Consider the following 24,492-nt stretch of genomic DNA (forward strand, 5'->3'; position numbering starts at 1 on the left):
CATGAGCTTAATTAAATACCCCATAAGAAACTATCAGTTCACCTTAATCATGGTGCTGATGATTATGGTTGTGGCTGCCTCGGCGCTACTGACCATGCCTCGGGCGGAAGATCCGGATATGAAACCCGTGAACTTCCCTGTTATTGTTGTTCATCCGGGAACCAATCCTAAGGACATGGAACAACTCATTGTGAAACCATTGGAGGCCCGCTTCTATGCCTTAGACGATATTAAACGCATTAAAACCAGTATTAATAATTCCGTTGCCGCTTTTTTCGTTGAATTTGAATACGGAACCGATTACGACGATAAATATCAGGAGTTGGTACGCGAGTTAAATGCAGCCCAAACCGAATTGCCCGATAATATCTACAGCATGGAAGTCAAAAAGATTGACCCTACCAACGTATCGGTTATTCAATTGGCGCTGGTTTCTGAAAATGCTTCGCAAAGCAGCATGAAGCAGCTGGCCGATAAGTTAAAGCAGAACCTGGAAAAGGTGAAAGCCTTGAAAGAGGTGGAAATTTCGGGGCTACCCGATCAACAGATCCGCATCGATTTAGATCAAGCCAAAATAGCGGAACTCGGCATCCCGATGAATCGAATTGTTCAGGCTATTCAAGCGGAAAACCAGAACATCCCAGCAGGCAGTGTAAACGCTGGAGCGAAGAGTTACAGTGTGAAAAGCTCGGGCAATTACCAGGATATTGCCGACATCAACAATACCATTATTGCCTCCGGGCAGGGCAAAAACATCCTGCTGAAAGATGTCGCGCAGGTTTACCCCAGCTTCGGAACACAAACCCATATTACGCGCTTGAATGGTTTTCAATGTGTGCTGATAAACGCCGCCCAAAAGGTGGGGATGAATATTTCTGATACACAGGTTGAATATCAAGCCGTAATTGATGCCTTTAAGGCCGATTTACCTGCCAATGTAGCTCTAATTGTGAACTTTGACCAAGCCGAAAATGTAAACAACAGGCTCAGTGGCCTTGGCATCGACTTTATGATTGCCATCAGCCTGGTGCTTATCACCTTATTGCCCTTGGGTACCCGGGCTTCTATTGTGGTGATGATTGCCATACCCTTGTCGCTTGGCTTAGGTGTTATCGCTATGAATGCCTTTGGCTATTCCCTCAATCAGCTGAGCATTGTGGGTTTCGTAGTGGCCTTAGGCTTAGTGGTCGACGATAGTATTGTGGTGGTGGAAAACATCGAACGCTGGATGCGCGAAGGTTATAGCCGTTTTGAAGCTGCCGTAAAGGGAACCGAACAGATTGCTTTGGCGGTATTGGGCTGTACGGTCACCTTGGTCATTGCCTTTATGCCGCTGGTGTTTATGCCTGAAATGGCCGGTGAGTTTATCCGAAGCATGCCTATCGCCGTAATTTCCTCGGTCATCGGCTCCATGTTAATCGCCCTCTTGGTCGTTCCCTTTTTAGCCAGTAAGATGCTAAAACCCCATGAACATGAGGGTGGAAACGCTATTTTGCGCGGCATGCAAAGCCTGATTCATAAAAGTTATGGCGTGTTTTTAGATAAAGCCCTGAAGCATCCCGGCAGAACGACCTTAATTGCGCTGGCCATTTTCTTAGCATCCTTGGCACTGATTCCATTGGTGGGCTTTAGCTTATTTCCGCCTTCGGAGAAACCGCAGTTTATGATTCATATTGATGGGGAATTGCAAGATAATATTTTGACCACCGATAAAATTACCAAACAGATTGAACAGGAGTTGAAAGGGATGGCCGAAGTGAAATATTACACCTCCAATGTAGGCAAAGGGAACCCGCGGGTATATTACAATATGCAACAAGGTGGGGAAGATGTATCTTACGCAGATATTTTTGTGCAGCTCCATCCGGATGTGAAATCGCATGAAAAAATCGCCTTGATTGAAAAGCTCCGCAAGAAATGGACACCCTATCTAGGTGCTAAAATTGAGGTGCGCAATTTTGAACAGGGCGTGCCCATTATTTCACCGGTGGAGGTTCGTTTGTTTGGCGAAAACCTCGATACCCTGCAGGCCATGGCGGCTCAGGTAGAAGAATTGTTGAAAAATACTGCAGGTGCTGAATACGTGAATAATCCGGTAAAAAGCAATAAAACCGATATTAAGGTCAACATCAATCGGGAAAAGGCCATGGCACTTGGGGTACCCACTTCGGCCATAGACCAAACCATTCGCGTGGCCTTGGCGGGCCATGAGGTGGGCACCTATTCCGACCCCACTTCTGACGATAACGATTATGCTTTAGTTGTTTCGGTGCCGCGTCCGCAGCATGCATCCTTAGCTACCTTAACCGGCATATTTGTGGATAATGTTGCCGGAAAGGCCATACCGCTACAGCAATTGGCAAGCCTGGAGTTTGAACCTTCACCTGCCAATATTTTCCATCAGGATAAGGAGCGTACCGTTGCGGTGAATTCTTTTGTGCAGAAAGGTTACAGCAACGATGAGGTCATTAATGCCGTCATCAAGCAGATGGATGAATTCCCTTTCCCGGCAGGTTATAACTATGAAATGGGCGGCGAGGTAGAGAGTAGAGAGATGGCCTTCGGCGGATTTGGAACCATTATCATGATTACCGTTTTTATGTTTATCGCGGTATTGATTTTGGAATTTAAAACCTTCAAAAGCACCCTGATTGTCTTATCGGTCATTCCATTAGGTATTGTAGGTGCCGTGTTGGCCTTATTGGTCACCGGGAACACCTTATCTTTCGTAGCTACTATCGGTATTGTGGCCCTGGCCGGTATTGAAGTGAAGAATACCATTCTGTTGGTCGATTTTACCAATCAGCTGCGTCGAGACGGTATGGAATTGAACAAGGCCATAGAAATGGCTGGAGAGTTACGATTCCTGCCTATTATTTTAACGTCATTAACGGCCATCGGTGGTTTAATGCCTATTGCTTGGTCATCCAATCCCTTGATTTCACCACTGGCCATCGTCATGATTGGCGGTCTCATAAGCTCCACCTTATTGTCCAGAATTGTAACGCCGGTGGTTTACAAGCTTATTCCACCCAAAATTGATACAGCCGACTAAGAAAAAAAGCTATCCGCATCCGGATAGCTTTTTTTTATTTATTTCGCCTGGGTATAATAGGCTGCAACTTGATCCCAATTTACGATAGACCAGAAGTTTTTAACATAATCGGCCCGCTTATTTTGGTAGTTTAAGTAATATGCGTGTTCCCAAACATCCAATCCTAAAATCGGTTTGCCCTGTAGGGCAACGCCTTTCATTAATGGATTGTCCTGATTCGGGGTGCCGCCGATTTTTAGCTGGCCTTTATCAACCACCAACCAAGCCCAACCTGATCCAAACTGACCGGTTGCTGCTTTCGCAAATTCTTCTTTGAATTTGTCGAAACTGCCGAAGCTGCTGTTGATTGCTTTTAATAAGGCGCCGCTCGGTTGGTTGTCGGCTTTTGCAGGGCGCAACAAGCGCCAGAACATGGCATGGTTGTAGGCGCCACCTGCGTTATTTCTTAATTTTGCACTGTATTTATCGATTTGAGCAAATAGGGCTTCTGCCGATTTTACCTGTACGTTTTCTGCTTTTAAGGCATCGTTAGCATTGTTTACGTAGGCTGCATAATGTTTGCCATGGTGAATTTCCATGGTTAAGGCATCAATGGCACCCTCTAAAGCATTGAAAGGGTAGGCTAAAGGCTCTAGGGTAAAGCGGAATTCAGCGGATAATAAGCCGTCTGCTAATCCTGTTGCGAAGGCCGATTGGCTTAGCAAAGTCGCCGCTGCTAATCCCATACTGCTTTTAATGAAATCTCTTCTATTTTTCATGATTGCTATGATTTTATAATCACGTAAGTTTTTATTGTAATTCAATGCTAAATATACTTGTTATACCATACAAATCTAATTAAATGAATGTAAAATAATTAAGATGTTGCAAAGAAGCGATGCTGGCGGTTGAAGATAAGCGCTGGGCGAACAGGGACTGGCATCCTTCGCCTTTTTAAACGGGCCTTCGCCCGATTTTCGAAAGGGATGCTTTTGGCTAGATCCCTTCCATTCCCCTTTCACTTCCCTTTCACTCCCCTTTGAAAGCCTTTGGCAAAGGGGGCGGATAAGGGAGTGAAAAGGAAAGGCATTTGTACATAAAAAGGAAATCGCAGGAGGATGTCCTGCGATTCTTGGAATAAATTTTATGTTAAGTTTCTAGTCTATACCGTTTATTTCTTCGATTGGAAGAATTCCTGACGCAATTGCTCATAGCGTGCTTTCCAATCGTCTGAAATATGATGGACAATATGGTTCAATCGTTTTAATTGGAAGGCTAACACGATGGAGGCAAAGCCCGCCGAAATAATGGCCAAGCCGGTCCAGATAACCAAGGTCATGCCCGCAAAAATCGGGTTCCAAATTAAGATAAAACTGAAGATAATCCCCATGACGCTAAAGGCGGTAATCCAGCCCCAGTTTTGGAGGCCATAGGCTTTCATATCCATGGATATGGATAGCATTTGAAAGGATTTGAACAGGGCATAAAAGCCGATCACAAAGGGTAGGGTGGCCATCGAGATGGCAGGATTGCCAAGTAATAGGCAACCGAAGAGGGCATTTAAGATGCCGGCGGCAAGGTACCATCCCCAGCCTTCGATTTCATTTTTATTATTTAACGCAAAAATAATCTCCAACAAACCCGAAATCAGAAAATACATACTGAAAATGGTGGTCAAAGCCAGGTAGGACGCCAAAGGGGTGGCCATGCTGTAAATGCCGAGGATAATCAGTAAAATCCCGATAATTAAGGGGATATACCATTGTTTAACGGAGCTTTTAATGCTCTTTATGAAATTCGTTTCCATTATACTGTTGAAATAGATGTTTGAACAAATTGTTTTAAAAGTCAATAATTGAGTAAAGGTAGCTAATTAAAAAGGGATAATAAAGGATTTTAGCCTGCGATTTGGATACTTTAGTTTAGGTTAATCTTTTGGAATTTAGCTAAAAAAATAGGTGTTGTAAATCCCTGAAAATGAGGGTTAATGCATATTTTTCTAAACAATTATGGGCAATACTTGTTCTTAAAGAAAAAAAGACGATGAAACAGTTAATGATATGGGCTTCAGCCGCATTACTTATCAGTTGTAATCAGGAACAGAAGAAGCAACAACAAGTGCCGGCTCCAGATGTGGAGATGAGCCCGGCAGGGCCGGTAAATTCCAATGCTACAACCGTTAATACGGGCACTGTGTCCTTACCAGAAGCAGCGCAACGTTTTATTGGGCAGCACTTTAAGGAGGCTAGCATCAGCAAGATTGAAGGTAAGGCAGCCCCCTCAAAAGATGGTACGATGTATGAAAGCAAGCTTAGTGAAGGCACGGAAATAGATTTTGATCAGGATGGCAATTGGACGGAAATCAGTACCGAGGGTACGGTGGCTATTCCGCTAGCCGTATTGCCACAGGAGATTCAAGATTATTTGAATGCGAATTATAACGGCTTAGCCGTAACATCGGCCGATAAGGAGCCTAGCGGCTATGAATTGGAATTGGCCAACGATACAGAATTGTACTTTGACGCAAACGGAAAGTTTGTGCGCAAAGGCAGATAAACGAACAATCAGGTAGTTTAAATAACAGTAAAAGGAGCTGAACCTTGCGGGCAGCTCCTTTTTTAATGCTATTTGAAGGGTTTAGGACTAGCCTAAACTTGCTAAGCTCTCTTGTAAGATTTGAATTTTAGCTTCTGCATCGGCTTTTTTGTTCTGTTCATTCTGCACAATTTCAGGTTTTGCATTCTGCACAAAACGCTCGTTAGAAAGCTTTTTATCTACAGCAGCCAAGAAGCCTTGCAGGTATTCAATTTCCTTGGCAATGCGTTCTTTCTCAGCCTCCACATCAATATTATTCTCCAGGGCTACAAAACACTCGTTTTTACCCGCCAAGAAACTAACTGCGCCTGTTACTTTTTCGTTAACAAAGCTTAGCTCTTCAATATTGGCCAGTTTAATAATACTGTCTTGGTAGCGATCGTAATTCATATCTACCGCATTGATGGCCAATGGAAGGCCCACCTTCGGTGAAATACCTTTGGAATTACGGATGTTACGTACCTCGGAAATAATCTGTTGTACCGTGGCAAATTCCTTGATGATTTTTTCATCATAAGCAGCCGCTTTCGGGAAGGAAGCCACAATAATACAGTCTTTCTCTTCACGTTGGCCAAATAATTCATCATGCCACAACTCCTCGGTCAGGAATGGCATAAATGGATGCGCCAGGGTTAATACCTTCTGGAACAAGCCTTTTACGGTTTCCAAGGTTTCGGCTTCTATGGCGGTTTGGTAGGCTGGTTTTACCAACTCCAGGTACCAGGCACAGAAATCATCCCAAATCAATTTGTAGGTGGCCATTAACGCATCCGATAAACGGTAGTTGGCAAAATGCTCATCGATTTCTACTAGGGCTTGGTTAAAGCGGCTTTCGAACCATTGTGCTGCCGTTTTTTGTGCTTCGGTTGCGGGTTTATCCACCGTTTCCCATCCTTTTACCAGGCGGAATGCGTTCCATATTTTATTGGCGAAATTACGCCCTTGCTCACAATAAGAAACATCGAACATCAGGTCGTTTCCGGCAGGAGAGGAGAGCAGCATGCCCACACGTACACCATCGGTACCGTATTGTTCCATCAATTCAATCGGGTCGGGCGAGTTGCCTAAAGACTTAGACATCTTACGGCCTAATTTATCGCGTACAATACCCGTAAGGTATACATTACGGAATGGCGGCTTTTGCGTATAATCATGACCCATAATAATCATGCGGGCTACCCAGAAGAATAGAATCTCTGGTGCGGTAACTAAATCATTGGTAGGGTAATAATAGTTAAACTCTTCATTGTCGGGGTTTCTAACGCCGTCGAACACCGATAGTGGCCATAATCCGGAGGAGAACCAGGTATCCAACACATCGTCTTCCTGGCGAATGCCAGCAGCTGTTTTGCCTTGCTGTTCAAACTCTTGTACGGCTTCCTCCTGTGTTTTGGCAACTACCCATTCGTTCTTTTCGTTATACCAGGCCGGGATACGTTGTCCCCACCATAGTTGACGCGAAATACACCAGTCTTTTACATTCTCCATCCAATGTTTGTAGGAGGCAAAGAACTTGTCGGGTATTAATTTGATTTCGCCGTTTTCTACGTAATCTAAGGCTGGTTTGGCCAATTGATCCATCTTACAGAACCATTGCATGGAAAGCTTAGGCTCGATAACAGCATCGGTACGTTCGGAGAAACCTACTTGCGATTTATATTCCTCGATTTTTTCAATCTGTCCGGCTTCTTCCAAGAGGGCAATTACCTTTTTACGTGCCGCAAAACGGTCTTCACCAATTAAGATTTCAGCCTTTTCGTTTAAGGTACCATCATCGTTTAAGATATCGATAACCGGCAAGTTATGCTTCTGGCCTAACTCGTAGTCATTTAAATCGTGCGCCGGAGTTACTTTCAAACAGCCCGTACCAAATTCCATCTCCACATAGCTATCTTGGATAACCGGGATTTCGCGGTTCACAAGGGGTACCAATACCGATTTCCCTTGCAGGTGTTTGTAGCGATCGTCCAATGGGTTGATGCAGATGGCTGTATCGGCCATAATAGTCTCCGGACGGGTAGTCGCGATGATGATATACTCTTGGCTATCTTTAATAAAGTAGCGGATGTAGTATAACTTTTGGTTTACCTCTTTACGGATTACCTCTTCATCGGAAAGGGCTGTTTTCCCTTGCGGATCCCAGTTTACCATCCGTACACCACGGTAGATGTAACCTTCCTTGTAAAACTTGATGAAGGTATCGATTACCGCTTCGGAAAGATCCGGGTCCATGGTAAACTTAGTGCGGTCCCAATCGCAGGAAGCACCGAGTTTCTCCAGTTGCTTCAAGATAATACCTCCGTATTTCTCTTTCCACTCCCAGGCGTATTTTAAAAATTCCTCGCGGCTAATGGACTTCTTGTCGATTCCTTTTTCTTTCAGCATAGCGACGACTTTGGCCTCCGTAGCAATCGAGGCATGGTCGGTTCCAGGAACCCAACATGCGTTTTTACCCTGCATACGGGCACGACGAATCAATACATCTTGGATGGTATTGTTCAACATATGGCCCATGTGCAATACACCAGTTACGTTTGGTGGCGGCATCACGATGGTATATGGCTCACGCTCGTCTGGAACGGAACGGAAAAACCCTTTTTCCATCCAGTAGCCATACCACTTGTCTTCTGCTTCTTTCGGATTGTACGTTTTTGCTATGCTCATTATCTATTATTATGCTAAAAAGAAGCACAAAAATACGCATTTAACTGCTTATTTCCCACTTTGTGGACGTAAATAAACTCTTGACTGTTAATTAAAAACAAAAAAAATGTTAAGATAATGTTTACAATCCTGAATTAAATGTAAATTTGGCGGTTTAGTATTTAGTTTCACATGCAAGATGTTGTAAATGAGTTGAAAACGGTAAGTCGTTATTTCGTTTTTTGGCTTTTTATCTGTTTTATTGACCGCCTTCTATTTATCATTTCCTTCTTCGAGAAAATTGGCTGGCCCCATTTTCGAGAAATCTTTAGGATCTATTACCATGGCTTAAATCTGGACTTTTCAGCAGCAGCCTATATTTGTGCCTTGCCTTTTTTGGGCTATTGCATCGCTAGTTTTTTTCCTAAGCTTAAATTGAGCCGAAAACTGCTTGATGCCTATACTTTTTTAGTACTCTTGCTGTTTTTTGTCGTTTCGTTTATCAACATTAACGTTTATCGGGAATGGGGCGACAAGATTTCTAAAAGGGCGGTTTATGCTTTTATGGCTTCCCCATCGGGGGCGGTGGCATCTGCCGAGTCTACGCCTATCTTTATCCCAATCCTGGGCATGATTGTCTTTATTGCGGGTGCCTATTTTCTGTATAAGCGCTGGTTTAGCAAGTTGAACTTCGGGCATATTAAACCCTATTGGGGTCAAGCCCTGCGTTTGCTATTGGGGGCTTTCCTCTTGTTTACTTTTATCCGTGGCGGCTATGGTAGGGCTACCCTAAATCCGAGTAAGGCTTATTTCTCGGAAGAAGCGTTCTATAACCATGCGGCCGTGTCTACACAATGGGCCTTGCTGCGCGATTACTTTAAAAGCAGCACCCTGAAACGCTCGCCATACCAGTATTTCCCAGCCAATGAATCCCAAGCAGCACTTCTGAAGCCTGTGTTTAGCCATAATCCGGATTCGGCAGTTTCCATCCTGAAAACGGAGCGTCCTAATATCGTATTCATCTTGTTGGAGAGCTTCGTTGGCGATTTGATTGAATCCATGGGGGGCGAAAAGGGGGTGACACCACAGTTCGAAAAGCTGATTCAGCAGGGTGTATTCTTTGATCGCATCTATGCAGCGTCCGATCGTTCTGATAAAGGGATAATCGGTACCTTTTCGGCCTTCCCGGCGCAAGGCCCTGAAAGTGTGATCAAGTATATCGATAAGCACGAAAATATGCATGCCTTTATGCAGGAATTGGACTCCGCTGGCTACTATAATTCCTTTTACCATGGGGGGCAAAGTGAATTCTATAATATTAAATCGTATATGCTAACCCATGGCGTGGCCAAGGTGGTCGACAATGCGAACTTTCCGCCTACAAGCGAACGGGTTTCCTGGGGCGTGCCAGATCATTTGGTATTTAACCGAATGCTAAAAGACCTGAAAACCGAGCAATTGCCTTTCTATGCGAGTCTGTTTACCCTGGTGAATCACGAGCCTTTCCAATTGAATGGACCTTATAAGTTCGGAAAAGAGAACAACGCCAATAAGTTTCGCAGCACAGCCTACTATACGGATTCTGTGGTTTATGATTTTATTGAGCAGGCGAAGAAGGAAAGCTGGTATGCCAATACCCTGTTTGTATTGATTGCTGATCATGGTCACCGATTGCCGGCAGAGAAGTATGAGCTTTCGCACCCGAATCGTTTCCATATTCCTTTGCTCTTTTTCGGAGAGGCTATTAAACCGGAATTCCGGGGAAAGCGGATTTCGCACATCGGGAATCAAACCGACCTGGCGGCGACCCTCTTGCAACAATTGCAGTTGCCTAGCCAGCATTACCCTTGGAGTAGGGACTTATTTAATCCGACAACCGCGCAAGTGGCTTTTTATAATTCAAAGGATGCCTTTGGAATCATTACCCCAACGCAAACGATTTCCTATGATAACGTGGGTAATTCCATTAATTACTTGGCCAATAAGGAGCTGCCGAAAGCGCAAACAGATAGCCTGCTAACTATTGCAAAGGCCTATTACCAAGAGGTCTATAAAGAATTTTTAAAATATTAATACCCGGGGAAATGAAATTAAAAGGTTGGTTTGCTCCATATTTTGCCTTGGCGATGCGCTTTGTGTTGCTATTAGGGCTATACGCTTTGCTGCGTCTAGGCTTTTACTGGTTTAATATCGAGCAATTCCCGAACATCAGCACGTCCGAATTGATGCGTATGATGGTCGGCGGATTGAAGTTTGATATCGTCGCACTTCTTTACCTGAACATCATCTATATTCTGATGATGGCTATTCCTTTGCCTTTTAAATCTACGCCCAAATACCAACAAGTTGCCAAATGGATTTTCGTGGTCTGCAATAGCTTGGGTATTGCCCTCAACCTGATCGACTTCGCTTATTATCCTTTTACCCTCAAACGAACCACGGGTACTGTCTTTAGTCAGTTTTCCAATGAAGAGAACTTGGGTACGTTAGCAATCGACTTTCTATTAGATTACTGGTACATTCTTTTGCTTTTTGTGGGATTGGTATACTTGCTTATAAAGTCCTATAATTGGGTGAAATTGGCTGTAGAAAAACCTGCTGGTTGGTTGTTCTATGTGGTTCAGCTGGTTTGCCTGCTCTTTGTTGCCTTCTTGTTTGTTGGCGGCGTGCGTGGCGGATGGGCACATAGTACCCGCCCGATTACCCTCAGCAATGCCGGCGATTATGTGAAATCGCCCGAGGAAATGAATATCGTGCTGAATACGCCTTTCTCGGTGCTTAAAACCTTAAAAGCGGTTAGCCTAAAAGAAAAGGATTTCTTCCCGGAACAAGAAGTGAATGCGATCTACCCGGTTATCCATCAAGTCCAAGATTCTGCTAAATTCAAGCCGCTGAATGTTGTTTTCCTCATTATGGAAAGCTTTGGAAAGGAGCATATCGGCTTCTTTAACAAAGACCTCGATAACGGAACCTACAAGGGCTATACGCCTTTCCTGGACTCGCTGATTCAACATAGTTACACCTTTAAACGCTCCTATGCGAATGGCCGTAAGTCTATCGATGCGCTGCCGTCCATCATCACGGGAATCCCTTCCATTGCGGAACCTTTTGTGTTGTCTATTTACTCTGGAAATAAAACGACCAGTATTGCAAACCTGCTTGGCAAGAAGGGCTATGAAACGGCCTTTTTCCATGGGGCGCCAAATGGCAGTATGGGCTTTTCGGCCTATATGCAATTGGCCGGTATTAAAAACTACTTCGGCAAGAATGAGTACAATAACGATGCTGATTTCGATGGAATATGGGGGATTTGGGACGAGCCTTTTATGCAGTTTATGGCCAATAAGATCAGCAGCTTCAAGCAGCCTTTCTTCAGCAGCTTCTTCTCGCTGTCTTCGCACCATCCGTTTAAGGTTCCTGAGCAATATGCCGGGAAATTCCCGAAGGGGACACTGCCTTTGCACGAGCCCATCGGCTATGCTGACCATGCCTTGAAGCGCTTCTTCGAGACGGCCTCCAAAACTGACTGGTATCCGAATACCTTGTTTGTTATTGTTGCTGACCACGCCAGTATGACGCATTTTCCGGAATACAATACCGTACCTAACTTCTTCTCAATCCCGATTATCTTTTATTACCCGGGTGGGGAGCTGCAAGGCTTATCGGATAAGCTGGTGCAACAGATCGATATTATGCCGACGGTATTGAATTACCTGCACTATGATGAGCCTTATTTCGCTTTCGGATCCGATGCCTTCGACCCGCGAAGAGATAACTTCCTGGTGAATAATATCGGCGGTACCTATAACTTCTTTATGGGCGACTATTTTCTGACTTACGATAATAACAAGCCAAGCTCCTTGCATAACCTGAAACAGGATCCGGCGTTAAAACAAGACTTATTGGGGAAGGAGCCTGCCGTTCGCGATTCGTTAATGCGCCATCTCGAAGCCTTTATACAACAGTATAACAACCGGATGATCCACAATAAGCTGGTAGCTGAATAGTTTCTCGACTTACCTAATCTTTTGTCCAAACTTATAGCGCAGGATGAACATCTGCTGATTGTCTACAAAGCCCGGCGAGAAATGGAAGGAGGCGGTAAATTTGCCTTCAATGCGTTTAGACTTAAAGGGAACCCAGCCTAAGTCCAATCGATCGTAGCTTTTCCGATGGTAGAAGGGATCTCCGTTGGGAAGATTCATAGGGTCGCCAAGATACAGGGTATTCGCCACGAAGAACCGCTTGTAGCCCAAGTGAATTGTACTGATAAATCCTTTATTCTTTTGTTCATATTCGGTCCGAACCCGATCAAAGCCTAAGGCGACACCAGCGTCCAGCGTCAAGGAGTCCAAGAAGGTCTTTCCGGAAAAATCAGCACCTAGCTTGAGCATCAACACGGCGTTATCCTGAATATGCTCGTCCAAGCTATCGTTACTGGTAAGTGCGTTATGATAAAGCAATCCATCGTTGCTCAGGTAGAAATTACCGAAGGCGTATTTACCCGATATCCCGGCTACAAACTGCTCTCGTTTGCTGTAGCTTTGCTTACTCAGCCAATCGATATAAACTGCCTGCTTAAACTTACCTTTGTTGTATTGAAAATACATCCCCTCCACATTAGGTCTGTCGTATTGTAAGGTATCAGCTAGCACCATCTTCGGGACATCCTTTAACCGATCATAACGCGGAATAAGCCCGATCGCAAAGTCGATATGCGAAGTCTTGTAATTATAATACGCAATCGGTTTTACCCGCGTACCATTATCCTGATGGCTCCCGAACTCCTGATTAACATGAACCCCGCCATAAATCCGATGATTCTTTTCCAGTTGGAAATACAGCTGCGGCGATATGGTAGCCCCAAAGAACGTCTTGGGAATGGTATAGGGTGCCTTATATTCTCTATTATCTACGTAGCCAAGGAAGTCAACATGATATCCTAATTGCTGCGCCTTGCTAACGCTTAAATGAATAAGGAGGGTAATGACGAGGAGAACTTTTACAAATACAGAGGACTTCACAAACATGCTTCTAATACTAATTTGGATTCGATTCTTACAAATATAAAAGGTCGCTAGATATTCCAGCGACCTTTTATAAAATATTGTTAATCGGAAACTTATACTTCCAATAATAATCTTGCAGGATCTTCTAAAAGTTGTTTAACACGAACTAAGAAGCTTACAGACTCACGACCGTCGATAATACGGTGGTCATATGATAACGCGATGTACATCATTGGACGGATTACCACTTGACCGTTCTCCGCGATTGGACGTTGAACGATGTTGTGCATTCCTAAGATTGCCGATTGTGGCGCATTGATAATCGGAGTAGACATCATCGATCCGAAAACACCACCATTGGTGATGGTAAAAGTACCGCCAGTCATTTCCTCAATAGTCAATTTGTTGTCACGTGCTTTACCAGCTAACTCTGCAATTGCTTTCTCGATTTGGTAAAGTGCCATGCCTTCAGCGTTTCTGATTACCGGCACTACTAATCCTTTCGGAGCAGAAACAGCAATCGAGATATCCGCGAAATCAGAATAAACGATTTCGTTTTCATCGATACGTGCATTTACAGCAGGCCATTCTTTCAGGGCAGTTGTTACTGCTTTAGTGAAGAAGGACATAAAGCCTAAGCCAATGCCGTGTTTTTCTTTGAAGGTATCTTTATATTTCGCACGAAGATCCATGATTGGCTGCATGTTAACCTCATTGAAAGTTGTTAACATCGCTGTTTCATTTTTCACAGCTACTAAGCGTTTCGCGATGGTTTTACGTAAGGAACTCATTTTCTCGCGACGCTCGTTTCTTTCGCCAGCAACAACAGGCGCTGCAGCCGGAGCAGGGGCAGCAGCAGGTTTTGCCGCAGCTTTAGGAGCCGCACTTACTTGTGCTTTCTCTGCATCTTCTTTGGTAATGCGGCCATCTTTTCCTGTACCTTTAATGTTTGCAGGGTCGATGCCTTTTTCTCTTAATATTTTTGCCGCAGCAGGAGAAGCTGTACCAGCAGCGTATGTTTCCGGACGCTCATCGTCTTCTGCCTTCGCAGCAGCAGCCGGAGCCTCTTCCTTCGCAGGAGCTTCTTCTTTTTTATCAGCACCCGCCGCAGGAGCACCGCCTTCTTCAATTGTACATACAACAGCACCGATCTCTAGGGTATCACCTTCTTGAGCGATGATGCGTAAGATACCGGCTTTCTCTGCAGGAAGTTCAAAAGTAGCTTTATCTGATTCCAATTCGGCGATATTTTCGTCCATCTCGACATAATCACCATCTTGTTTTAACCATTGGGCCAAGGTTACTTCTGTAATTGACTCACCAACTGTAGGGACTTTAATTTCTAAGCTCATATGATATGCTTTTAAACCAACCGTTTTAATAGGCTATACCTTTAAAACGGATGGTTACATAAATTGTTTATTCAAAAGATTTATTTACGATTGCTTCTTGTTGGGCTACGTGTTTTTTCATGTAACCAGTTGCAGGGCTACCACTTGCGGAACGTGCGATATAGTCGGTAAACTCGATATCTGTTCTACGCAAGGTGCGGCAGAAATGTGGCCATGCACCCATGTTTTCATTTTCTTCCTGAACCCAGATGAATTCTTTCGCTTTGCTATATTTCTTATGGATTGCTTGAAGCTGCTCAACAGGGCTAGGGTATAGCTGCTCGATACGCACGATGGCAACATCGGTACGTTTATCTGCTTGTTGTTTTTCCAATAGATCGTAATAGATTTTACCAGAGCAGAACAACACACGTTTCACTGAAGCTGCTTTTACGTAGCTATCATCGATAACTTCCTGGAAGTTAACTTTCGTAAAGTCTTCCATTTTCGAAACTACTTTCGGATGACGCAATAAGCTTTTCGGAGTAAACACCACCAAAGGCTTACGGAAATCACGCACCAATTGACGACGCAATAAGTGGAAATAGTTGGCAGGGGTAGTACAGTTCGCAATAATTAAGTTATCGTTGGCACAAAGCTCCAAGAAACGCTCGATACGGCCAGAAGAGTGCTCAGGACCCTGTCCTTCCATACCGTGAGGCAACATCATCACCAAGCCATTCGATCTTCTCCATTTGGTTTCCGCACTACTCAAGTACTGGTCAACAATGATTTGCGCACCGTTGTAGAAGTCGCCGAATTGTGCTTCCCAAATAGTTAATGAACTAGGGTTAGCCAAGGCATAACCGTATTCAAATCCTAATACTGCGTATTCAGATAATAAAGAGTTGTAGATATTGAATCTTTCACCACCGTTTACCTGTGCTAATGGAATGTATTTTTCTTCAGAATCTTCCAAAGTCAATACGGCATGGCGGTGCGAGAATGTTCCACGTTGCACATCCTGACCTGAAATACGAACGCGTTTGCCTTCGTTCAATAGGGTAGCATAAGCCATTAATTCGCCCATTGCCCAATCGTACGAGTCGTTTTTCACCATGGCAGCACGGTCTTCAAACAATTTAGAAATCTTACGGAAGAACTTCTTATCCTTCGGTAATGTGGTGATTTCTGTCGCTAATTGCGTGAATTCCTTCGCGGTAACTTTGGTGTTTGCCGTAGCGAAGATATCGCCTTTTTTAGCTTGGCGTAATCCTTTCCAGGCGCCTCCAAACATCGGAACTTCATCCTCTAGGGCTTCTGCTTTTTTAGAAGCGTCTAATTGTGTTTGCAGGTATTCTTTAAATTCTTTTTCAATGTCTTTCGCATAAGCCGCATTGATGGTTCCTTCCTCCTCTAATTTCTTTGCATACACATCTTTCGGATTCGGGTGCTTTTCAATGGCTTTGTACAACAAAGGCTGGGTGAATTTAGGCTCATCCGCCTCGTTATGGCCATAGCGTCTGTAGCATAATAGATCGATGAAAACATCGGTCTTATATTTCTGGCGGTATTCTACCGCTAAGTTAATCGCATATACTACGGCTTCTGCGTCGTCACCATTCACATGGAACACCGGCGAAGAAGTGATTTTCGCAACGTCAGTACAGTAAGTTCCGGAACGTGCGTCTTTGTAGTTGGTGGTAAAACCAACCTGGTTGTTAATCACGATATGAATGGTACCACCTGTGCGGTAGCCCTCAAGTTTCGACATTTGCGTCACCTCGTAAACAACACCCTGACCAGCGATTGCCGCATCACCATGAATTAAGATCGGCGCAATTTTCGAAGCATCGCCATCGTATTTCATGTCAATTTTCGAGCGAACCACACCTTCCACAATTGGATCAACAGTTTCCAAGTGTGATGGGTTAGGAGCTAGGGAAAGGTGAATTTGTTTACCTGAATCGGTTGTGATATCGGAAGAGTATCCTAAGTGATATTTCACGTCGCCACCGAATTGTAATTCAGGGTCTTCGTCGATATACATCTTTCCTTCAAACTCCGATAAAATGGTTTTGTAAGGTTTACCCATGATGTTGGCCAGGACGTTTAAACGACCACGGTGTGCCATACCAATCATGAATTCCTGAATACCTAATTCCGCACCTTTCTCGATAACCGAGTCTAAGGCCGGCACTAAGCTTTCCGCACCTTCCAAAGAGAAGCGTTTCTGACCCAAGAATTTCGTTCCTAAGAAGTTCTCGAATACAACGGCTCTGTTTAATTTTTTAAGGATGCGTTGTTTAGTTTCTTTATCGTAATTCGGTTTATTACGATCGGCTTCCATACGATCTTGAAGCCATTTAATTTTCTCCGGGTTACGGATATATTTAAATTCTGCTCCGATTGAGCGGCAGTACGTATCTTCAATTAACTGACGGATATCGCGTAGTTTGGCAGGACCTAAGCCAACTTCCACACCTGCGTTAAAAATGGTGTCCATGTCAGCTTCCGCAAGGCCGAATGTTTCTAATTCCTTGCCAGGATAGTATTTACGGCGTTCGCGAACTGGGTTAGTATGCGTGAAAAGGTGTCCACGGTCTCTATAACCGTGAATCATATTAAGAACATCGATTTCTTTTAATGCATGCTCCGAAACATTTTCAACATCTACTGTGCTTGAAGTACCTTCAGCACCTTGTCCAAATTCAAATCCTTCAAAAAACTTTTGCCATCCAAAATCTACTGCGTTTGGATCCGCTTTGTACGCTTGATATAATCCATCGATATAACTCGAATCGGCATTACTCAAATATGTCAATTTGTCCATGTGGATAGGTAAGATAAAATTTTGCCAAATTTAGGAATAATAATATTAGTTTTCCGCATTTAATACCGATAAAATACAATGTATTATGTGGAATTTCCACATTTCCATTCTATTAAAAATTAAATGTCGATTTTAAATAAAAAACCTATTCATCCTACTAATATAGCCAAATTCTACGAATTTAAAATATGATTTATAATTTATGTGTTTCTAGTTTTTTTGCTAAGTCTTGCCATTTGTTGGCGGTGTTTTCCTTATCGCTTGTGCCTACGCCGGCAATGTGCGACCAGTAGCCATAATTGGATGCTGGAGCGTAATCTAGCAAATGTTCTTCAAAGAAGGAAGCACCCACCAACCAGTTCGGGCTTATCTGCTGGGTAAAGTAGCTTGCCAAGAGTTTCCTATTGCCGTAGGTAATGTTGCCATCCTTGCGTAAGCTAAAGATAGCCTCATCCACCAGTTCTTCACCCGTGGTTCCGTTTTTCCAATTGTTGATGCTCTCGCTCTCCATTTCTTCGGAAATTTCCAGGTCTTCCAGCAAGCCAGAAGGCTTAAAAAATACGTTTGGATATTTCTTGAGCATAAAGCGGAAGTAATCACGCCACAGCAGGGCCGTCAACAAGCGGTCGAAGCGTTTCTTGTTCAGGTGCAAGTTCGAATGCTGCATCTCTGCATAGACATACATGGGCGATAAAGCCCCCGTAGCAATATAGGGCGAAATCAGGGTGTAATTCTGCACGCCGTTATAGTCAGGGTTTAATATTTCCTGCAATTTGGCCATGCCGGCATCCTCACCGCCGTCGAACGACTTTCCAGCAACGGTCTGTATGTCTTCCGCTGAAAAACCCAGTTCTTCCAGTCCCGGAATCTCGGTATGCTCCAAGTGTTGGGGGGAATGAATTTCCTGTGGGGCCTCCAAAGGCTTCCTTACCGTGCTTTCCCGTTCAATTTTTTTACGAAAGATGTTGAATTTATTGGGGATGTCTTTAATCGGGAAGGGGAGGTCTTCTTTGTGGTAGAGGGTATGTCCGATGAAATGGCGCAGGTTTATTTTGTTTTCCCACAAGGCCGCTTCCACCAATTCCGAAATCCAGGTTTCCCGATGTGCGACTTCCCGATGATGGTACACTTCATCGACCTCATACTTCGCACATAACTGCGGGAGAATTTCCTCGGGGTAACCCACAAAGGTCATTAAATCACTATGGAGTTCTTGTAATTTAGCCTTGAGCTGTGTTACCGTTTCCAAAAGAAAACAGGTGCGGTTAATACCGGTATTCTTTTGTTGGAATTTATTGACTTTATAATAGCGTGGGTCGAAACAGTAAACAGGAATAATCAGGTCAGATTTATGAATGGCTTCCACTAAAACTTCGTTGTCATGCAAACGTAAATCATTCCTGAACCATACCAGTACAACTTTTTTACCCATTTTTATAATCCCCTAACTAATTGTAATTTGAACAAATATAAATTATTACCTTCATTGCAGCCTGTTTAAAAGCGTATTTTTACATCTTGTAGACAATATTAGGGAAAGCTGTAGCGTGGGCAATTGTAAAAAAAAGAAATTCACTAAACATTCGAAAAGGTTTCACTGTTTAATCATTCAAGAGAGGGCAAATAAAATGAAATTATGATTAATGTTAGGGTTATGTATTTGAAGGAGGATTGATGGAAGTACTTATTTCAGGTCTGAATTCCTACTTAGGGAAGCGGGCCATTAGTCATTTGCACAAGGAAGATTTCCATGTACATGGAATTGTTCGAGACTTGGATTTATTCAAATCGAAAATCAGCGAAAAGCCAACAGCTACACTGAATAAGGTTGATTTGCTGCGCAAAGGCAGTGAATACGAGGATTTTAATATCGATAATGGATTAGATTTAGCCATTTATATCACCCATGTTCCTGAACTAGGGGAGATGGTCAATTTAAATATGGAAGTCATCACGCTGAATAATTTCATCGAGTTAACGAAGCGAAATGGTGGTAAACGCCTTTTATACATTGCCCGGTTAATGGATAAGCCCTTTATATCGGTGATTCGCTCGATTCTGGAAAAAGCCGAAATTACCTTTACGATTATACTTAAAAACCTGGCTATCGGCAAGGATAGCGTGCTGGATCGCTATATGCGCCAATTGCTGCAAAGTAAGTACCTGCCCTACGATTCCAGCTTTGCCAATGTAAAGTTTAGCCCCATTTCAGCCTTAGATCTGCTGCGTTGGATCTATAATGTTGATTGGAATAAGAATTTCATCAACACGCAAATAGAAATTGGAGGGCCCCGCACCCTCACGGTGCAGGAGATGTTTCGCTTGTATCGTAAAACGCTCTTTCCCAAATCCCCGGTGAAGAGCATCAAGCTGCCCCATTTTATCATGAGTATGTGCTACAAGAAGTTTTACCATATCCATCGGGAAGACCTGGTGGAGTTTAAACGCTTGATGAAAAAAGAATACCCGATTGACAATTCCAATTGGAAGCAAATTATCCTCTTTTCTTTCACCCCATTAGACCAAGTGATTATCGGCAACTAGGCCCTTAAAATTTCCTTTATCGATCGATTTAGCCTACATTTGTTTTCGTCTATATTGAAGATATGGGATACAAAAGCTTACACGACTGCGTCGTAGATTTAGAAAGACATGGCCATTTAATACGTATTAAGGAAGAGGTAGACCCCTACCTCGAAATGGCCGCTATCCATATGCGCGTTTATGATGCGCAAGGACCAGCGCTATACTTCGAAAATATTAAAGGTTCGAAGTTCCCCGCGGTGTCAAACCTTTTTGGTACGCTAGATCGATCGAAGTTTATGTTCCGCGACTCCCTAGAACATGTGAAGCGCCTGGTGGATGTGAAAATGAACCCCATGTCGGTGCTGAAAAAGCCTTTGCAATATGCAGGCTCCTCCATGGTGGCCTTAGGGGCGCTGCCTTGGAAGAAAAAGGCTGCAGCACCCATTTTATATGGACAAACCAAAATCACAGAATTACCCCAGATTGTGAACTGGCCGATGGATGGTGGTGCTTTCGTCACCATGCCGCAAGTTTATACCGAAGATATACAGCAACCGGGCATTATGCATGCCAACTTAGGCATGTACCGGATCCAGCTTTCGGGGAATGATTATATTCCCGATCAGGAAGTAGGTTTACACTACCAATTGCATCGCGGCATTGGGGTGCACCAAACCAAAGCCAACCAATTGGGCAAGCCCCTAAAGGTGAGCATATTTGTGGGTGGGCCACCTTCACACCCCTTGTCGGCCGTAATGCCACTTCCGGAAGGTCTCTCTGAGATGATCTTTGCCGGGGCACTGGGCAACCGTCGTTTCCGGTATTTTTATGATGAGGAGGGCTTCTGTATTTCTGCTGATGCCGACTTCGTCATTACGGGAACAGTGTACCCGAATGAAAATAAACCGGAAGGTCCATTTGGCGATCATATCGGGTATTATTCCCTCATTCACCCCTTCCCTTTAATGAAGGTGCATAAGGTGTACCACCGTAAAGACCCCATTTGGTCGTTTACCGTGGTGGGGCGCCCGCCGCAAGAAGATACCAGCTTTGGTGCCCTTATTCACGAAATAACAGGCAAGGCCATTCCACAGCAGATTAATGGCTTGCATGCCGTGCATGCGGTAGATGCCGCCGGGGTTCACCCTTTATTGTTTGCTATTGGTAGCGAACGCTATACGCCGTACCAAAAGGTGGAAAGACCGCAAGAGGTGCTGACTATCGCAAACCAGATATTCGGTACCAATCAGCTTAGCTTGGCGAAATACTTGTTTATTTCGGCCTACCAAGATAATCCAGCCTTAGATATTCATGATGTTACGGGCTTCTTTACCCATATTTTTGAACGCATCGATCTGAGTCGCGACCTGCATTTTCAAACCAATACCACCATCGATACCCTGGATTATTCCGGCGATGGATTGAATGCCGGATCCAAAGTTACCTTTGCCGCCGTGGGGGAGAAAAAGCGGGAACTGGCGCGCAGCCTGCCCGCCGGATTCAGCTTGCCACGACCTTTTCAGCATGCGAAATTGGCCATTCCGGGGGTCCTTGTGATCGATGGCAAAGCCTTCAGCAGCTATGAGGAAGAGAAACAAGCCTTGGCCGCCTGGACAGCCGCAGCAAAAGAGATGGATTGGAAAGGGATTGCCTGTATCGTCTTGGCGGATGATGCGGAATTTGTAGCCGCCAATGTCAATAACTTTGTGTGGGTAACTTTTACGCGCAGCAACCCGGCATATGATATCTATGGCATCGACAGCTTTAACAACTTTAAACATTGGGGTTGTTATGGTCCGGTTATTATTGATGCCCGAGGAAAACCTCATCATGCGCCAGATTTAATTAAAGACCCAAGCGTAGAAAAACGTGTAGACCAGTTGGGAGCCAAAGGCGGCTCGCTGCATGGTATCATTTAATAAGCTATTTGCATGTTTATGAAGCTGGCTGCCCATACTGGGTAGCCAACTTTTTTATTGCCGCTATTTAGATGGGATGGATATGCGCCATGGCTCTCGCCTAGCTGCTGCTTTTTTCTCCTTTTTCTGCGCCCTTGCTAAGCCCTTTGCAAAGGGGATTGATACGGGTGTGAAAGGGATGTGAAAGGGGAGAGGAAAGGGAGAATGCAGAAGTTGGTACATAGTATTTAGCAGGTAGTACTTAGTATTTAGTAGCTAGTATTTAGTACCTAGTATTTAGTATTTAGTCGTTTGGGTTGAGGGGTAGTTGTATAAAAAAGGGCTACCTTATTTCAGTAGCCCTTTTCATTTTTATTTCAGCTTAAAACTTTCGCCTTGCTGATAAAGTCCGAAGTCTGCATGCTCCCAACTTACATAACCATTGTTAGCAATTTTCAGCTTTTTCGGGTTTTTTACCACCAATACCTGCGCATCGCCGACCACCTTTACCTGGTTGCCGGAAACCAGCATGGCCGTACCTTCATCTACACCTATCGCTGCTAATTTAGGGTAAACGGCTAGGGTAGAAAACAAGCGGGTATACCGGCTGCGGGCAATAAAATGCTGGTCGATAATGGCACTTTTCAAAAAGCCCATACCTTCGCCAACTTCCACCAATCCTGCCGTTAATTGGGCAAAAGGGTTCTTGCTTTCCGTCACTTTTGCGGGGTGCCCGGTAATCATCTTCTCGCTCATAATAGCCGCTCCGGCACTCGTTCCGGCAATGAGGGAACCCGCCGCATAGGCTTGGTGCAGCGCATCGTACAAAGGCGTTGCCTTCACTACGTCCATAAAGCGGTTCTGATCGCCACCGGTAACAAAAATAAGCTTGGCATGGCGTACGGAGTCGACTAATACTTTATCGCTCGCCATCTTACGGGTAAAATTAATGCTGCGGATGCTGTTCTGGCTTACCTCCCGGAATTGGCCGGCAATAGCTTCTACTGACTCTTCCGGAATACCACTGGCCATCGGCAGTACCATGATGTAATCACTCGGTTTTAATTCGGCTTCCTCGACCATGGCTTTCATCAAGGCTTCGCCACGATCGCCGCCACCAATAATAAACAACTTGCCTTTTGGCACTTTCGTTTGCGCCATGGCTCCCGTCATGATTCCGATACCCAACAGCAGGCAGAAAATACGTTTCATCAGCATTATATATTAATAATTAGGATTCTGTTTAATGTTTTTGTTCACCTGCACCTCCAAGTTTGGTAAAGGCAGGTTGTACTGCGCCTGTGCAGGAGTCAACGTTTTGGCACCCGATGCATTCACCACATCCTCATCTAAGCGTTCTACATTCTTTTTGTGGCGTTTTAAATCGAAAAACCTATGCCCTTCAAACGCTAATTCCTTGAAACGCTCTAACGCAATCGCATTCAATAAATCCGTTTTGTTAGTCAGGTTTACAGGGCTATAGCCTGCAATTCTTGCCTGTCTAAGCGCATTTAAATCGGCATTGGCATCGCCTTGGCTTTCCGCTTTGGCTTCGGCACGAATCAGGTACATCTCCCCGGTGCGGAACAATTTAATATCCACTAAACCCGGATTGGCCGCACTACCCGCAAATTTGTTCACCAGGTATTTTGATTTATTGCCAGGGCGATTTGGATCGTGCTGTATATAGGCGGTAAAACGGATGTCGTTGTTTACATCGAAGCTGTTAATCAATTTAAACGAAGGCGCCAGGAGCACATACCCGCCAGACTGACGGAAATAGAATGCGCCAATGGAGGAAAGGTCGGTACCCACTGGTCGACTTAATTTCCAGGCCACCTCTTTGTTCGATTTATCTGTCCAGATGTCTTTAAATTCCGCACGTGCTGCTAAGGGTAAGCTGTTGATGACCTCGGAAGAATAGGTAATGGCATCGGGCCAGTTTTTTTCATACAGGGCCACCCTTGCCTGAATGGCTGCAACGGCCGTTTTATTGATTCGGTTAACCTTATTAAGGCCAGGTTCAACCAAAGGTTTTGCAGCCTGCAAATCGGCTTTCACCTTGCCTATATAGCTCATGAAATCTTCGCGAGCCGGGTAGCTGATTTCCGAAACCGTCATATAGGCCATGCCCATTTGTCCGGCTTCATAGCCCGAAGCATAGGCACGGGCCAATTCAAAATGAAGGTAGCCGCGTAAGGCCAATAATTCACCTTTATACTGGTTTAGCAGCGCCTCTTCGCCGGTATTGTTTAGTTTTTCCATACCCGCCAATACGCGGTTCGCCCGGTCTATAGCTTGGTAGCTTTGGTAATAAAAGCTGGTTACCGATCCGTTCGCTCCGGTATAGGTCCAACGGAAGGCATCCGAGTTGCCGACGGTATTTTCAATCGGGTACATGTTTTCATCGGATACGGTTGAGCTTAATTCGCCCAAATCGTTATCTATTAAGTTATATACACCCAATATCCCCATGTTCACGTCCTCCGCATTGCGGAAGGCCTTTGTAGGGTCTATGGTATCTGTAGGGCTTAAGTCTAATTTAGTACATGAGCTGCTGAGCCCCGCTAAGATAAGCAGCAGCATCACGATTCGTTGATTTTTAAGATAGTTCATGGTTTGC

15 protein-coding genes are annotated in these 24,492 nt (G+C 44.4%); 6 read left to right on the forward strand and 9 right to left on the reverse strand.

Annotated elements, in window-relative coordinates; genetic code table 11:
- Window position 1 precedes the first annotated feature (1 nt).
- The gene (locus GQF63_RS05235) at window positions 2-3,055 is read left to right on the forward strand and encodes an efflux RND transporter permease subunit (RefSeq protein ID WP_160368061.1); all 3,054 of its coding nucleotides are present in this window, start codon (window positions 2-4) and stop codon (window positions 3,053-3,055) included.
- A gap of 38 nt (window positions 3,056-3,093) precedes the next feature.
- Here GQF63_RS05235 and GQF63_RS05240 read toward each other — a convergent pair whose 3' ends face one another.
- Both GQF63_RS05240 and GQF63_RS05245 read right to left on the reverse strand, forming a co-directional pair.
- Window positions 3,094-3,813, reverse strand: a complete 720-nt coding sequence (locus GQF63_RS05240; RefSeq protein ID WP_212592471.1) for a superoxide dismutase — start codon at window positions 3,811-3,813, stop codon at window positions 3,094-3,096.
- Window positions 3,814-4,205: 392 nt separating this feature from the next.
- A complete protein-coding gene (locus tag GQF63_RS05245) occupies window positions 4,206-4,841 on the reverse strand; it encodes an HdeD family acid-resistance protein (protein ID WP_160368062.1) in 636 nt (211 codons plus the stop codon).
- A gap of 236 nt (window positions 4,842-5,077) precedes the next feature.
- On the opposite strand from GQF63_RS05245, the gene GQF63_RS05250 reads away from it, so the two are divergent.
- Window positions 5,078-5,590: a PepSY-like domain-containing protein gene (locus GQF63_RS05250; protein ID WP_160368063.1), complete on the forward strand. Its 513-nt coding sequence runs from the start codon at window positions 5,078-5,080 to the stop codon at window positions 5,588-5,590.
- A gap of 87 nt (window positions 5,591-5,677) precedes the next feature.
- Here the strand turns inward: GQF63_RS05250 and GQF63_RS05255 are convergent, their stop codons facing one another.
- Window positions 5,678-8,293 carry a valine--tRNA ligase gene (locus tag GQF63_RS05255; RefSeq protein ID WP_160368064.1) on the reverse strand — a complete coding sequence of 872 codons (2,616 nt, stop codon included), beginning with the start codon at window positions 8,291-8,293 and terminating at the stop codon, window positions 5,678-5,680.
- A gap of 171 nt (window positions 8,294-8,464) precedes the next feature.
- On the opposite strand from GQF63_RS05255, the gene GQF63_RS05260 reads away from it, so the two are divergent.
- The gene (locus GQF63_RS05260) at window positions 8,465-10,345 is read left to right on the forward strand and encodes an LTA synthase family protein (RefSeq protein WP_160368065.1); all 1,881 of its coding nucleotides are present in this window, start codon (window positions 8,465-8,467) and stop codon (window positions 10,343-10,345) included.
- A gap of 11 nt (window positions 10,346-10,356) precedes the next feature.
- Window positions 10,357-12,279 (forward strand): LTA synthase family protein, encoded by a 1,923-nt coding sequence (locus tag GQF63_RS05265; protein WP_160368066.1) that lies wholly within the window; start codon window positions 10,357-10,359, stop codon window positions 12,277-12,279.
- Between the two features lie 9 nt (window positions 12,280-12,288).
- Here the strand turns inward: GQF63_RS05265 and GQF63_RS05270 are convergent, their stop codons facing one another.
- The 4 genes from GQF63_RS05270 to GQF63_RS05285 form a co-directional block, all read right to left on the reverse strand.
- Window positions 12,289-13,302 carry a hypothetical protein gene (locus GQF63_RS05270; RefSeq protein WP_160368067.1) on the reverse strand — a complete coding sequence of 338 codons (1,014 nt, stop codon included), beginning with the start codon at window positions 13,300-13,302 and terminating at the stop codon, window positions 12,289-12,291.
- Window positions 13,303-13,394: 92 nt separating this feature from the next.
- Window positions 13,395-14,633, reverse strand: coding sequence for a 2-oxoglutarate dehydrogenase complex dihydrolipoyllysine-residue succinyltransferase (gene odhB / locus GQF63_RS05275; RefSeq protein ID WP_160368068.1), 1,239 nt, complete (start codon window positions 14,631-14,633; stop codon window positions 13,395-13,397).
- Between the two features lie 67 nt (window positions 14,634-14,700).
- Window positions 14,701-17,445: a 2-oxoglutarate dehydrogenase E1 component gene (locus GQF63_RS05280; protein ID WP_160368069.1), complete on the reverse strand. Its 2,745-nt coding sequence runs from the start codon at window positions 17,443-17,445 to the stop codon at window positions 14,701-14,703.
- 193 nt (window positions 17,446-17,638) lie between these two features.
- Window positions 17,639-18,877 carry a deoxyribodipyrimidine photo-lyase gene (locus GQF63_RS05285; protein WP_160368070.1) on the reverse strand — a complete coding sequence of 413 codons (1,239 nt, stop codon included), beginning with the start codon at window positions 18,875-18,877 and terminating at the stop codon, window positions 17,639-17,641.
- A 242-nt stretch (window positions 18,878-19,119) separates the two neighbouring features.
- Here GQF63_RS05285 and GQF63_RS05290 point away from each other — a divergent pair, with 242 nt between their 5' ends.
- On the forward strand, window positions 19,120-19,989 hold the full coding sequence (locus GQF63_RS05290; protein WP_160368071.1) for a Rossmann-fold NAD(P)-binding domain-containing protein: 870 nt from the start codon (window positions 19,120-19,122) through the stop codon (window positions 19,987-19,989).
- A 62-nt stretch (window positions 19,990-20,051) separates the two neighbouring features.
- Window positions 20,052-21,890: a UbiD family decarboxylase gene (locus tag GQF63_RS05295; RefSeq protein WP_160368072.1), complete on the forward strand. Its 1,839-nt coding sequence runs from the start codon at window positions 20,052-20,054 to the stop codon at window positions 21,888-21,890.
- A gap of 351 nt (window positions 21,891-22,241) precedes the next feature.
- On the opposite strand, the gene GQF63_RS05300 is transcribed toward GQF63_RS05295, so the two are convergent.
- Together GQF63_RS05300 and GQF63_RS05305 are read right to left on the reverse strand one after the other, a co-directional pair.
- On the reverse strand, window positions 22,242-23,081 hold the full coding sequence (locus GQF63_RS05300) for a cyanophycinase (protein ID WP_160368073.1): 840 nt from the start codon (window positions 23,079-23,081) through the stop codon (window positions 22,242-22,244).
- Between the two features lie 12 nt (window positions 23,082-23,093).
- Complete coding sequence (locus GQF63_RS05305) at window positions 23,094-24,485, reverse strand: RagB/SusD family nutrient uptake outer membrane protein (RefSeq protein WP_160368074.1); 1,392 nt, start codon at window positions 24,483-24,485, stop codon at window positions 23,094-23,096.
- Window positions 24,486-24,492 lie beyond the last annotated feature (7 nt).

Origin of the sequence: Sphingobacterium humi, assembly GCF_009768885.1 — a bacterium.
GTDB lineage: Bacteria > Bacteroidota > Bacteroidia > Sphingobacteriales > Sphingobacteriaceae > Sphingobacterium > Sphingobacterium humi.

Coding starts and splice junctions, on each gene's coding strand:
- GQF63_RS05235 (WP_160368061.1), top strand. CDS start 2: ATGAGCTTAATTAAATACCCCATAAGAAACTATCAGTTCACCTTAATC.
- GQF63_RS05240 (WP_212592471.1), bottom strand. CDS start 3,813: ATGAAAAATAGAAGAGATTTCATTAAAAGCAGTATGGGATTAGCAGCG.
- GQF63_RS05245 (WP_160368062.1), bottom strand. CDS start 4,841: ATGGAAACGAATTTCATAAAGAGCATTAAAAGCTCCGTTAAACAATGG.
- GQF63_RS05250 (WP_160368063.1), top strand. CDS start 5,078: ATGAAACAGTTAATGATATGGGCTTCAGCCGCATTACTTATCAGTTGT.
- GQF63_RS05255 (WP_160368064.1), bottom strand. CDS start 8,293: ATGAGCATAGCAAAAACGTACAATCCGAAAGAAGCAGAAGACAAGTGG.
- GQF63_RS05260 (WP_160368065.1), top strand. CDS start 8,465: ATGCAAGATGTTGTAAATGAGTTGAAAACGGTAAGTCGTTATTTCGTT.
- GQF63_RS05265 (WP_160368066.1), top strand. CDS start 10,357: ATGAAATTAAAAGGTTGGTTTGCTCCATATTTTGCCTTGGCGATGCGC.
- GQF63_RS05270 (WP_160368067.1), bottom strand. CDS start 13,302: ATGTTTGTGAAGTCCTCTGTATTTGTAAAAGTTCTCCTCGTCATTACC.
- odhB (WP_160368068.1), bottom strand. CDS start 14,633: ATGAGCTTAGAAATTAAAGTCCCTACAGTTGGTGAGTCAATTACAGAA.
- GQF63_RS05280 (WP_160368069.1), bottom strand. CDS start 17,445: ATGGACAAATTGACATATTTGAGTAATGCCGATTCGAGTTATATCGAT.
- GQF63_RS05285 (WP_160368070.1), bottom strand. CDS start 18,877: ATGGGTAAAAAAGTTGTACTGGTATGGTTCAGGAATGATTTACGTTTG.
- GQF63_RS05290 (WP_160368071.1), top strand. CDS start 19,120: ATGGAAGTACTTATTTCAGGTCTGAATTCCTACTTAGGGAAGCGGGCC.
- GQF63_RS05295 (WP_160368072.1), top strand. CDS start 20,052: ATGGGATACAAAAGCTTACACGACTGCGTCGTAGATTTAGAAAGACAT.
- GQF63_RS05300 (WP_160368073.1), bottom strand. CDS start 23,081: ATGAAACGTATTTTCTGCCTGCTGTTGGGTATCGGAATCATGACGGGA.
- GQF63_RS05305 (WP_160368074.1), bottom strand. CDS start 24,485: ATGAACTATCTTAAAAATCAACGAATCGTGATGCTGCTGCTTATCTTA.